This is a genomic window from Ekhidna sp. (assembly GCF_039940915.1).
Taxonomy (GTDB): domain Bacteria; phylum Bacteroidota; class Bacteroidia; order Cytophagales; family Cyclobacteriaceae; genus Ekhidna.
Genome location: NZ_JBDVFO010000002.1, coordinates 1,563,297 through 1,575,657, shown reverse-complemented (window position 1 = coordinate 1,575,657; position 12,361 = coordinate 1,563,297). Strand labels below are relative to the sequence as shown.

General features: G+C 40.0%; 13 protein-coding genes. 3 read left to right on the top strand and 10 right to left on the bottom strand.

The features are described from left to right. Nucleotides 1-114: 114 nt before the first annotated feature. On the top strand, nt 115-1,188 hold the full coding sequence (locus tag ABJF57_RS12045; protein WP_462229356.1) for a 2Fe-2S iron-sulfur cluster-binding protein: 1,074 nt from the start codon (nt 115-117) through the stop codon (nt 1,186-1,188). A 1-nt stretch (nt 1,189) separates the two neighbouring features. Here the strand turns inward: ABJF57_RS12045 and ABJF57_RS12040 are convergent, their stop codons facing one another. Then, entirely contained in the window at nt 1,190-3,418 is a 2,229-nt protein-coding gene (locus ABJF57_RS12040; protein WP_462229354.1) for a tetratricopeptide repeat-containing sensor histidine kinase, read from the bottom strand. A gap of 125 nt (nt 3,419-3,543) precedes the next feature. Between ABJF57_RS12040 and ABJF57_RS12035 the strand changes: the two genes are divergently transcribed. Beyond that, the gene (locus ABJF57_RS12035) at nt 3,544-6,045 is read left to right on the top strand and encodes a M14 family metallopeptidase (RefSeq protein ID WP_462229352.1); all 2,502 of its coding nucleotides are present in this window, start codon (nt 3,544-3,546) and stop codon (nt 6,043-6,045) included. 27 nt (nt 6,046-6,072) lie between these two features. On the opposite strand, the gene ABJF57_RS12030 is transcribed toward ABJF57_RS12035, so the two are convergent. The 5 genes from ABJF57_RS12030 to ABJF57_RS12010 are packed head-to-tail and all read right to left on the bottom strand — an operon-like array spanning nt 6,073 to nt 8,694. Next, nucleotides 6,073-6,228, bottom strand: coding sequence for a type II toxin-antitoxin system antitoxin (locus tag ABJF57_RS12030; RefSeq protein ID WP_348282693.1), 156 nt, complete (start codon nt 6,226-6,228; stop codon nt 6,073-6,075). Further along, nucleotides 6,221-6,727 carry a hypothetical protein gene (locus ABJF57_RS12025; RefSeq protein ID WP_462229350.1) on the bottom strand — a complete coding sequence of 169 codons (507 nt, stop codon included), beginning with the start codon at nt 6,725-6,727 and terminating at the stop codon, nt 6,221-6,223. Before ABJF57_RS12025 ends, ABJF57_RS12030 begins: the two co-directional genes overlap by 8 nt. Before the next feature lie 9 nt (nt 6,728-6,736). Further along, complete coding sequence (locus tag ABJF57_RS12020) at nt 6,737-6,889, bottom strand: hypothetical protein (RefSeq protein ID WP_462229348.1); 153 nt, start codon at nt 6,887-6,889, stop codon at nt 6,737-6,739. Nucleotides 6,890-6,895: 6 nt separating this feature from the next. Then, on the bottom strand, nt 6,896-7,753 hold the full coding sequence (locus ABJF57_RS12015; protein WP_462229346.1) for an SPFH domain-containing protein: 858 nt from the start codon (nt 7,751-7,753) through the stop codon (nt 6,896-6,898). A gap of 11 nt (nt 7,754-7,764) precedes the next feature. Further along, nucleotides 7,765-8,694 carry an alpha/beta hydrolase gene (locus ABJF57_RS12010; RefSeq protein WP_462229344.1) on the bottom strand — a complete coding sequence of 310 codons (930 nt, stop codon included), beginning with the start codon at nt 8,692-8,694 and terminating at the stop codon, nt 7,765-7,767. Between the two features lie 95 nt (nt 8,695-8,789). Between ABJF57_RS12010 and ABJF57_RS12005 the strand changes: the two genes are divergently transcribed. Beyond that, nucleotides 8,790-9,278: a hypothetical protein gene (locus tag ABJF57_RS12005; RefSeq protein WP_462229342.1), complete on the top strand. Its 489-nt coding sequence runs from the start codon at nt 8,790-8,792 to the stop codon at nt 9,276-9,278. Nucleotides 9,279-9,330: 52 nt separating this feature from the next. On the opposite strand, the gene ABJF57_RS12000 is transcribed toward ABJF57_RS12005, so the two are convergent. From ABJF57_RS12000 to ABJF57_RS11985, 4 genes are all read right to left on the bottom strand, one after another. After that, nucleotides 9,331-10,470: a porin family protein gene (locus ABJF57_RS12000; protein WP_462229340.1), complete on the bottom strand. Its 1,140-nt coding sequence runs from the start codon at nt 10,468-10,470 to the stop codon at nt 9,331-9,333. 12 nt (nt 10,471-10,482) lie between these two features. Continuing rightward, nucleotides 10,483-11,199 carry a hypothetical protein gene (locus tag ABJF57_RS11995; protein WP_462229338.1) on the bottom strand — a complete coding sequence of 239 codons (717 nt, stop codon included), beginning with the start codon at nt 11,197-11,199 and terminating at the stop codon, nt 10,483-10,485. Beyond that, nucleotides 11,186-11,767, bottom strand: a complete 582-nt coding sequence (locus ABJF57_RS11990; protein ID WP_462229336.1) for an RNA polymerase sigma factor — start codon at nt 11,765-11,767, stop codon at nt 11,186-11,188. The genes ABJF57_RS11995 and ABJF57_RS11990 overlap by 14 nt, the downstream gene beginning before the upstream one ends. Before the next feature lie 117 nt (nt 11,768-11,884). Then, nucleotides 11,885-12,028: a hypothetical protein gene (locus ABJF57_RS11985; RefSeq protein ID WP_462229334.1), complete on the bottom strand. Its 144-nt coding sequence runs from the start codon at nt 12,026-12,028 to the stop codon at nt 11,885-11,887. Nucleotides 12,029-12,361: the final 333 nt, after the last annotated feature.

Here is a 12,361-nt window from a genome sequence, read left to right as displayed (position 1 = left end):
TTATGCTCATTTCATGAAATTATATTCGATAAAAAGGAACACAAAAGTACCTCATCATGTTTACTTGCTTGACCTCATCAGTAGAATTATCTTTGCGCCCTTAAAATTGAAACTATGGCATTCTCATTATTCAAAAAGAACAAAAACAAGAAAGACGATCGGTATCAAATTCTGACTATCAAAGAAGTTGTAGATGTGGCCAAAGACGCGGTTAACCTCGTTTTTGAAAAACCTGAATCTTTCGATTATCAGCCAGGTCAATTTATTACGATCATCAAGGAAGTAAACGGAAAGAAAATACGCAGAGCCTATTCTTTATGTACCACTCCTTTTGAAGATGAAAATCCGGCAGTAACCATTAAAAGAGTAGAAGGAGGAGCAATGTCCAACGAGCTCAATGACCATGCAAAAGCAGGGGATCGGTTGGAAATTATGGAGCCGATGGGGATGTTTACAACAGAGTATGTGTCTTCAAACAAGCGCAATACAGTGTTTTTTGGTGGTGGAAGTGGAATCACTCCTTTGATGTCTATCATCAGGTCAATTCTTTTGAAAGAGCCAGATAGTATGGCAACCCTGGTGTATGGAAACAGAACAGAAGAGTTTGTCATCTTCAAAGAGCTAATATCCACTTTAGAAGATAAATACAGCGGCAGGTTTAAGGCTATTCATATCTTGGAAGAAGGGGATGCAGATTACAGTGGAAGGCCTACTCCTCAAATGATAGGAGAGATATGCAAAGCCATTTCTGCGGATTCAAATTCGGAATTTTATATATGCGGCCCTCAGCCTATGATGGATGTGGTTGCCAAAGGCCTTGAGGAATTCGGTATCGATGAGGAGGCAGTAAGAATGGAAAGCTTCGAAGCAGGAAAGACCTCACCGTCTGAAATAATTGATAAAGAGACTAGCTCAGAAAGTGAGGTTACAATTTTGCTGGATGGAGAAGAATATGCCATTACCGTAAAGAAAAATGAGTCTATTCTAGACACCGCACTTAATAATGACCTGGATATGCCATACTCATGCCAGAGTGGACTTTGTACTGCTTGTCGCGGCAAATGTGTCGAAGGAAAGATCAGTATTGATGAAGCTGAAGGTCTATCCCAGGATGAATTGGATGAAGGTTATGTGCTCACATGTATTGGAAAACCATTAACAGATCGCGTGAGAGTTGAAATGGGATAGTCTATGCTCTCAGGAAGATTAAATTAAACGAGGTGCCGCTACCTGGTGTGCTATTGCAGGTAATCTTCCCGCCCATAGCCTCAACAAATTTGTAGGCTATTGATAAACCAAGGCCAGTAGATTTTTCTTGCTCTGTAGGCTTCGAACTTAAGGTGGTGTAAGCTTGAAATAAATTTTTTTGTTCCTCTTGACTTATGCCCGGACCTTGGTCTTTTACAACTATTTCATGATGATTATTAGCGGATAAAAGCGAAACTTCGATGTTTTTTCCCCTTTCAGAAAATTTGATTGCATTAGAAAGTAGGTTGTCGATGACTTGAACTAGGTAATCTGGATCAACTTCTGAGAAGCACTCTTTTGACTTATCTATCTTATCAATAATTTGAATTTCTTTCTGCGATGCAATGATGTCAAAGTTGTGGATAGATTCATATGTCAAAGAAGACAGATTGGTTTTTTCCAACTTTAGATTAACCTTCATATTCTCAATTGCACTAATGTCTAGCACCCGGTCAATCATACTTCGCATCCTTTCGGAGGATGCTTCAAGCAGCTCTACATATTTTTTAAGATTTGCGTCAGAAAGCTTTTTAGTGACATCTTGAAATAAGGGCATCAATCCAATAATCATATTGAGTGGATTGCGGAGATCATGAGCAACGATGCCCATGAGTTTATTTTTCTCATCATTCAACCATTTCAGCTTCTTGTTTTGCTTCTGAATAAAGAAATAGGATCTGGCAAGTGTTATTGCTAAAAGGATAAAGAGAAAGAGCGCCAGCAGGACTAGGCGATTTTCAAAAGATTTCGCCTCAATTTCATTTGTTAATTTTTTCTCAGCCTCAAGTCGTTCCTGCTCCATTTTAGCTATTTGTTTTCGGAATTCATATTCAGCGGCCAATTGAGTAGCTTTTTCTACCTGACTTTCCTGATGAATGGAGTCGGTTAATGTTTGATATTCTTCTAAGTACCTCATGGCCATATTCGTATTGCCATAATCTTTGTGAAAATGATAATAAGCATTTAGCGCTTCTTTAGTTTCTATTCTAAAGCTTGAGGCTCTACTTATTTTTAGGGCTTTTTCAAATGCTATGTTGGCCATTTTCGGTTTGCCTTGCTTAGCGTATAGCTTTCCAAGATCTGTTTGCACGGAAGCTATAACAGCTGCATCTTCACAAGTTGTGGAAACTTTCAGCGCTTTTTTCAAATAGATTTCGGCTGAATCGAGTTTATTTAAACCAATGTAGATGGCGCCCATTCCTTCCAATGGATAGCTCTCGAAACATGGATAATCGTATGAAAGATCGATGGCAAGGGACTTTTTAAGGAGATTTATTGATTTGAGGGTATCCCCATTCTTTAAATGGATGTAGGATAGGTTATTGAGAAGCGTAGCCTCGTTGGTCTGCATATCATGTATTCGAGCTTTTTCAAGGGCATCACTGTAATACTCCAAGGCCATCTCAGAATTATTCATGTTATCATAAATGACTCCTAAGTTGTTGTTTATTAAAATTTCTCCATCAATATCTTCAGATAGAATGGCAAGTTCACGTGCCTGGAGATAGCTGTCCAAAGCCTCTGAAAAAAGACCTTTTTGATCATATATAATGCCCATTTGATTTAGTGCCTGGCTTACCTCTTTTTTCAGGCCTCCTTCTTCATATGCTGCTTTCGCCTTCATCGCCCAACGTAATGCGTCCACATTCTTACCCCTGATGTTGAAAATATTGGCTAAAGCATAGGCTGCATCTCCATATTCAGGGTGAACTTTGTGCTCGGAACCAATCTCGAAGGTTTTTTTGTAGACGGAAATGGCGGAATCAAGCTGATTTTCAATTTCGTAAGTAACGCCAATGATGTAATAAGCATTAACGGCATGACTCATCAATTCATTTTGGAGGTATAACTCAGCGCCTGATTCCATTAAGTGGATACTGGAATCCATATCAATATTTGAGTAGAATAAACCTAAAACTACTCTAGATCGACCCTTGTGTTTGATTGATTTTGTTTGCCTACCTAATGTGTAAGCCTCACCCGCATATTTCAATTGGTTTTGTTCATCCGCTGATTCATAGGCCAGATCAATCAGAATGCTGATTTTTAAAGTGTCAGATTCTGCCTCAAGAAGTGCATTTTTTAAGCTATCTACTCTTGTAGTTTGAGATGTTGCTGAAGAAATGGCGAAGAAGAGCAATAACGGAAATAAGAGTGGTTTATTTAGCATAATGCGGTGAAGCAAGTATTTCAAATATAATCTTTTGATTACCTCTAAGGAAATAACCGTCCAACACTTTTTGGTTTTGTTGGATGTATTTAATCGATTTAATTTGGCGGTATAACTAATAATCAATGAGAACCTTCATAACAATTACCTTCCTATTGCCAATTATTCTTTTCGCGCAACTCAAAAGCCCCGCAGAATTTTTGGGTTATGAGCTAGGAGATAAATTTTCAAGACATCATCAAGTTGTAGATTACTACAGACATATATCCGAGAAATCAGAAAAGGTAACCCTTCAGCAGTACGGGAAGACGTATGAGGGTCGTCCTTTGCTCTTAGCTTTTGTGTCCTCCAAAGAAAATTTAGCAAACCTTGAAAGCATTCGAACGGATAACCTCAAGCGAGCAGGAATTATTGAAGGAGAAGCAGAAAGCAATGTTCCAATTGTTTGGCTTAGTTACAACGTGCATGGGAACGAGTCGTCTTCTACAGAGGCTTCCATGGCCACAATTTATGAATTGATAAAGGAAGATACAGATAAAGGAGGCTGGCTAGAGAAGGCTATTGTGGTGATTGATCCATGTATCAATCCTGACGGAAGAGATAGGTATGTGAATTTTTTCTGGCAAAATGCCAGTCAGCCCTATAATCCTGATCCAAACGCATTGGAGCATAATGAACCCTGGCCGGGTGGTCGAGCCAATCACTATTTATTTGATCTGAATAGAGATTGGGCGTGGCAGACGCAGGTTGAGAGCCAAAGTAGAATAAAAGTCTATAACCAATGGCTGCCACAGATTCATGTAGATTTTCATGAGCAAGGCATAAATTCCCCCTATTATTTTGCACCAGCAGCTCAGCCTTATCACGAGCTGCTAACCACATTTCAGCGAGATTTTCAAACAGAAATAGGCCGTAATCATGCAAAGTATTTTGATGCAAACGACTGGTTCTATTTCACTAAACAATTTTTCGATTTGTTATATCCCAGTTATGGTGACACGTATCCCAGCTATAATGGCTCCATTGGCATGACCTATGAGCAAGCAGGCCATGGAAGAGCTGGTTTGGGAATAATCAAGCAGGAGGGAGATAGTCTTACACTCAAAGATCGCATTGCTCATCACTACACTACCGGTCTGTCCACCATAGAAATAACTGTAAACAATGCGGATAGGCTGCTGAGTCAGTTCGGTAAGTTCTTTGGAGATAATTCTTCATTGAAATACAAAACATTTGTATTGAAGTATGATGGAAATACTGACAAATTCAACAGTCTAAAGAAGTGGTTGGACAATCAAGGAATCAGGTATGGAAGTGCCTCAGGACGTGGAGTAAAAGGGTATGATTATAAGTCAGGACGAGATGCGAGTTTTTCAATAAATGCCAATGATCTGGTAATAAATATGAATCAACCAAAAGCCACATTGGCTCACATTTTATTGGAACCTCAGACCAAACTGGTAGATTCAGTGACTTATGATATTACGGCATGGGGTGTGCCTTACGCCTACGGAATTCAGGCATTTGCATCTTCGCAAATGATCCCTATAAATGAGGTACCTCAACCGATTTATGAGGCATCTGCAGCTCCTGAAAAGGCTTACGCCTTTGTGAGCAAATGGAATAGCATGGATGATGCAAGGTTCATGGCAGCTTTGCTGAAAGCAAATATCAAGGTACGCTTCACCCATAAACCAATGACTTATAAAGGGGAATCGTTTGAGAGAGGAAGTTTGATAATTGCCAGAAGAGATAATAAAGGAGTTCGCAACTTTGAAGATAAGATTACAGCACTTGCGAATGATCACAAACGATCTCTTGCAGTGATTCAATCTGGGTTTATGGATGGTGGGCCTGATGTTGGTTCCTCTGCGGTTAGATATCTTAAACGTCCTAAAATTGCTTTGTTGAGCGGAGATGGTACCTCTTCGTTGGCATTTGGTGCCACCTGGCATTTTATGGAGCAAGAACTCGATTACCCTGTCACCATTTTAGGAACGGATTACTTCAGGCAAGTGAACCTGTCTGAGTATGATGTGATGATTATGCAAAGTGGTTGGTACGGAAGTTTTGGGGAGCGAGAGATGAAGAAATTGATGGATTGGGTTTCTGCCGGAGGAAAGCTAATAGCCGTGGATGGTGCTTTGAACAAGCTTAAAGACAGTGATCATTCTTCACTTTCAGCATATGTAGATGATGCAGAAAAGAAAGCAGCAGAAAAAAAAGAAACGGAAAGAGAGGAAAAGGCACGTCTGGTGGCTTTTGAAAATCAAGAAAGAGAGTTTATCAAAGGATTTTCACCTGGAGCGATATACAAAGTGAAAATGGACAAGACGCATCCGCTTGCCTTTGGTTATGGTGACTTATACTACACTTTAAAAACAGGATCCAGGCGAGTAGCTTATTTGGATGGAAATAATGTAGGCATTGTAGTAGGTAAGGAAGATCTTCTGAGTGGTTTTTCTGGAAAGTATGCTAAAGAAGACATGGCCAAAACGCTTATCTTCGGTGTAGAAAATAAAGGAAGTGGGCAGATTGTGCATATCGTAGATAATCCACTTTTTAGATCCTTCTGGCAAAATGGAAAACTGTTGATGGTAAACGCCATGTTTTTTGTAGGGCAGTAGGGAATCCAAAGCCGATCATTGATCGGCTTATTTGTCTTTCAACCTCCCATTCTCTTTTAGCGCTTTGTGAATGATCCATTCGATCTGTCCGTTGGTTGAGCGAAACTCATCTGCTGCCCATTTTTCGAGGGCCTTCATTGTGTCTTCGTTTAGACGTAGGGCGAATGGTTTTTTCTTAGCCATCTATTTCCCAGTTTTCCTTCAATCTACTCACTGCCTGCTTCATCGCTTCTGGTTTTTGGGTACCAATTAATAATCTCTTGCCGTTTTTCAGTACAAGCTGTAGGCCAATATCTCCAGCTACATTCATCGCTCGTCCAGACTTGAATCGGAAGCGATAGCCCCACCCTCCATACTCACGTATAGGCTTATACTTTCTAACATACATTTCTTTTATGTCATCCTTTGAGATTTTTTTCTCCTTGTTTACGAAGGGCGGATATCGGTAATAAAGATGATCCTGATCAATCGAAACATAAAGCTTTGATGAATAAAATAGCACGACAACCCCAGCGGTAACTACAGCTGCTAAAATCAAACCTATTACACCTTCTTCATCTGACTTAAACACCAAGCCTAAAGCGGTACCCCCAACAGAGAGGATTGAAATGCCGATCACCAGATACCACATCCAGGTGCCCACAAAGCCTTGTTCTTCCTTAAAAAGTAATTTGCCTTTCATGACGTTGGTTTATCGTTCCCTTTCCAGAAGGACGGTAATGGAACCATGGTCACTGGAAAAACCATTTATCCTCCATCCCTGAGTGGTACTTTCATTTACACGCTTTTCAAACTTATCCATTTTTTCAAATGCCTTTTGCTTAATGAATTTATAATTGTTCATGATTTATCAATGATTTAAGGTGCCTGAATTGACCACTGGAGCAACATCCTTATCAGCGCAAAGGACAACCATTAGATTGCTCACCATTGCTGCTTTACGTTCCTCATCCAGTTCAATAACTTCTTTTTCTTTAAGCTGCTCTAAGGCCATTTCTACCATGCTTACAGCTCCTTCGACGATTTTGTGTCTTGCAGCTACAATAGCAGTTGCTTGTTGCCTTCTGAGCATCGCGCTTGCAATTTCCTGAGCATATGCCAGGTATCCGATGCGGGCTTCCAATATCTCAATTCCTGCAATGGCCAGACGTTCATCCAATTCTTTTTCCAAATCTTCATTCACCTCCTTTATGCCTGATCGCAAAGTGACATCTGCTTGCTCATCATCGAAATTATCATACGGATAGCTGCCAGCTAATTTTCTTACGGCAGCATCGGTCTGTACTCTGACGAAGTTTTCATAATCGTCTACCTCAAAAGCAGCTGAAAAAGTATCTTTTACGCGCCAAACAAGAATAACAGAAATCATAATCGGATTACCGATGCTGTCGTTTACTTTGATTCGTTCACTGTCGAAGTTTCGTGCACGGAGACTAATTCTTTTCTTTACGTAAAAGGGATTTACCCAGTAAAAGCCATTTTCACGTACCGTCCCGATGTATTTACCAAAGAGTACTAAGACGCGTGAGCCGTTAGGGTTCACATAGAAAAAACCAGGCATCATGATTAACCATGGTAGCAAGAGAAGCAACCAGATGGGTTGTTGCGTTAAAGAAACCATCGTGATAAAGGTTCCAAGAAGTGCGAGGTTTAAGAAAATGGCTAAATAGCCGGAAGCGGGTGTATGGTTTTTTTCTTGTGATTGCATAGTAATTGATTTTAAAGTTTATCAATGAAATTGAGCATACCGGATATCAAGCCTTCGCTGAGAGGCAAGTCTGGATTGTTATAAGTTGCCGCATTTGCCGACAAATCGTTTTTTGGTGCATTTTTCAGCACGTGATTCATTTCTTTTATGATGAGTAGCTGACCTTTAGGATAAGATTCCTTCAGTTTTTCTGCTTGTGGAATATCTACTTGAAGGTCAGTGGTTCCATTAATGATGAGTACAGGTATATCCAGTTCTTTTATTTCTTCCGAAGGCGTATATGCCATGTAGGATTTCAGAAAAGGTTGAATTGCTGGACCAAATATTGAGATCAGGTATGGATTAAACTGCGTGACCGTGTATCCAGCTTTCATCGAATCAATGTTCACTCTGGCGTCTTCGCCCAAAACGGGAGATTGTGCCTGTAGTTGACGGACTATAGCCTCCCCAGAATCTTCTGCCAGACCGGCTATTGAGATAAATCCCTTTACTTTTTCATTTCCTTGCGCTGCAAGCATCCCAACGAGTGATCCCTGGCTATGACCTGCAATAACTATGTTTGGATACCCTTTTTCTACTAAAAATGTCAGCCAATTTTTAGCATCTCCTACGAAATCATCAAACCTGACACTTGTTAGATCTGTTACAGCACCCTTACTCTCTGCTATGCCTCGTTTGTCATAACGTAGTACGGCATAACCTTCTTCTACCATTTCCTGGGCTACCATTTTCAAAGAGTTGTTGTTCATACCTATCGCACTATTTCCGTTTCTGTCTGTAGGCCCGGAACCCGCGATGATTAGGATAGCGGTATTTGTTTTTTTGTTTGGGATGCTTAGTGTTCCCCTCAGAGCCTCGATTTCTACCGACGTTTCTGTAAAGGATTGTCCGAATAGAGGTACGATATATAGAATGAGTAGGGCTGTAGTAATCGCTTTCATAATCAAAATATTAAATGATATTAAAATGATATCATTGTAATATACGTCTTTTGTCAGAAAATGGTTGTAATTGGATTTTTCACTTCATTTGCGACATGGAAGTAACACCCAGTCGCTGGAAGGATTATCATCACCAATTGTACCAGATTTATCATGGCATAATCGCTATCACTCTTATTCCATTCGCATTACTTTTTCTTGAATGGGACTCAACAACTGATAAGGAGGTCCATTCAATGACCAGTGTTTTCTTTATTCTTTTTGCTCAATTGGTTTGGGTGGTTGGTTATGCTTGCTGGTATGTGTGGAAAGGGGAGAAGGTGCGGTATCAATTGAAAGATGAAATGAACGTAGGGGAAAAGATGAGGGAGTTTAAGAAACGCAATTTGATGAAATATGGCATTTTAGCGTGCGGAGGGTTGATTTCTGTAGGAGCAATGTGGATTCAAGCCTCATTTATTTTTGTAATAGCATACTTTGTGGTGCTTGTGCAGTATTCATTTTTGAGACCTTCAGAAGATAAGTTTGTACGTGACATGCGATTAACAAAACAAGAGAGAAAAGCCTTACACGATGAGACATGAAAAAGGCGTCACTGAAGAGCGACGCCTTTTGCTGATGCTAAATGACTAATTCTTATAATGTAATTCCGAAGCTTATAGCACTGAGGCTTGCATTGTTGCCATCTGCATTTATTGGGCCTCTATTTGAAGTAAATACGTCGTTTAAGTCATAATTGGCAAACAGTTCTACGCCTTTCCATCCAATTTGTGCTCGAAGACCATATCGGAAGTTTTCAAGGAAGAAATTATCACTTTCTTTATCCTTATCTCTATCACCATCTTCTTTGTACTTGAACTTGGTGTGACTACCTATTCTATATCCTGCGTAACCACCTATGCCGAATCGGAAACCTTTTCGCGAGTATTTTTTGATTCTTATCCCACCGGATTCAATGCTGGTGATTTTTCTTCTTCCTCTGGAAAAATCAAACATTGGTACGAACGTCGCATTGATGTAAGAGGCAGTCAGTTTACTTTTAGTGCCGTTTTGACCAGCTGGAGCAAGGTTGAATTCAATTTCATTTGCGCCTTCCTGGATGATGTAATCTGGATCTTCTAACTTCCAGTTGTACCAGTTTATTCCTACACCCCATTCCAAAAAGAGCGGACCACCTACCCAGGTTCTGTTGGTACTGTTAAGTCCCACATACCAAGATCCAAATGATTTGATGGAGTACGGTGAGTTGCCTGCAGGAAAACTTCCATCCTCAAGCCAGTTGTTAAGGCCAATATCTACATTGAAGTGATGTGTGGTTTTGTCGACACGATCTGCTTCGTAAGTTACTTTCTTACGATCTTCCCAGTCATCCTCGTCCCATCGATCCATTTCATCTGTGTCTACGTCTACCTCTACTCCACCTAGTTTTATTCTTACTTCATCATCATTGATTTTCCAATCTTTCATCTCTACTTCATCATCTTCATTCACGTATGCTTTTCCGTCTTTGATTTCCATATATTCTACACTGTCAGAGAGTTGGTTATTCAAATCTTTCACCATTTGATTAATGTCATAGTTCTCCAGAGAAGCCAGATCGTCTCTACTCTTTGTGATGATTACAATTTTACTGTTGTTATTGAGCTCTATGATTACAGTGTCTTGTTTAGTGTTGGACAGGGCAATGCTAGAGGCCGAAGCTGGCAATATCACCAGGAGAGCCAAAAGGGCGATCAATGATTTCATCCGTCTATATTTTATCTGTGTATTTTTCATCTTTTTAGTCTTTTATAATGAGCTTCTTTCCTTTTTATTCTTCAATCCACCATTGAGCAGATTATCCTTGGCTGTTTTCATGTCAGCCAACATATCTCCGGGGGCTATTTTCTCTGTAAAAGCAATGAACTTCTTTAATACCCCAGTAGAGTCGTTTTTTTGTGCTTCACCCTCAGTTTTCTTACCGTTACTGTTAGATGCGATATAAGTTATTTTAACCGCTTTAAAGGCTGGTTTTTCTATGACTTCTTTCACTTCATCCAAGATCACAGGCTCTTCCATTTCTACTTCAGCTACCACTGCCTCTGTACTTACATTGTCAATTTCCGGAACCAGGTCTTTTTGTATTTGAGGATTTTCATCCATAGACTTATTCGAGGCAAATTGAGTTTGAACTTGCGGTCTTTGTGTAGTTTTTTGGAGAGGTTTCATTCCTTCGGTTTGCTTGTCTTCCGCTCCGTCAATTTCTGGAATCACAAAATCAGGGATTCTCTGATTTACCGGGCGATTCACCTCTGATGCAATTGGGGTCAGATTTGCTTGGGAGTCTTCCGGCCAGATTATCCATGAGATAAGCAATAGAGATACAGATGCTGCTACCAAGTAAACTATGGGTGTTTTCTTTGGTCTTATCTGTTTCTCAACCTGAGACCAAGCTTTTGGAGAAGGCGTGCCTTCTATCTGGTCTAGTTTTTCCCTAAATAACCGATCAATTTTATGTTGATCCATTTGTAATCTTGTTTTCAAGTTCATTTTCCAATTCTGCCAGTCGGGTTTGCAACCACTTTCTGGCTCTGCTCAATTGAGATTTAGAAGTATTTTCACTGATATTCAGTTGCTCTGCTATCTCAGCATGGCTATACCCCTCTATCGCATAGAGATTAAAAACTGTCCTGTAGCCTACAGGGAGTTCTCCAATCAGCTTCAGCAGGTCTTCTTTGTCCAATGCGTCTTCCATGACGCTTAGGTTGGGACTGTCTGTGGCTGTTTCAATATCTGTCTGAAGTGACATGTTTCTATTCTTCCGAATGTACATCAAGCAATCATTGACGATAATTCGCCTTACCCAGCCCTCAAAGCTTCCTTCGCTTTTAAACTGATCTAGTTTATCAAAAACCTTTACAATACCTCCGATCATAACATGTTCCGCTTCTTCACGGTCTTTTATGTACCTGAGGCATACCCCCAACATTTTGGGAGCCAGTCGGTCGTATAGGCCACGCTGCGAGGAAGCCTTGCCTTTACGGCAGCCTTCCAGCAATTCTTCTTCGGTTAGTGACTTGTTAATTCGCAGCATGGTTTTGACCTTCATGGGGTAGATGCACCTAAAATGCTAATGGTTGCGCGAGGTGAATTTATTTAAACAAAAAAAGTCGGCAAAAGCCGACTTCATATATTTCTTAGAGTTTATATCTTATTCATCATGGTGCATATGATGCTTGTGGAATCTATTTTGTCTTTTGAGAAGAAACTGCCACATACTCCGCCACATATCGGCAAATGCGTAATGGATGATGTTTTTGAAATTGAGCCAGTTGTCTCTTTTCTTCTTTTCCATGTCAATTATAGCTGATGGTCTATCAAATGTACACTTTTCAGAGAAAAAAATGCATTACAGGTAATTAAGTTTGAAATATCCTATAATTATTCTAATGCTATTCTTTAAATAATTCAAAAGTGGGATTTCAAGGCGGGTATTTGACCGATCATAAAAAAGAGGGGTCGGATAACAACCCGATACCCCTCTGTTAAGTATGAAGAGGAATACAAGAATAGAGCTGACCCTTTTTTGATAATTGTAAAAAAGGTTGGAAACCATCGAACTGTAAAAAAGAAGATTTTTCTCACGAATGAGGGTTGTTAGCTTTAATGTTTGTTTTAACAGCAACTG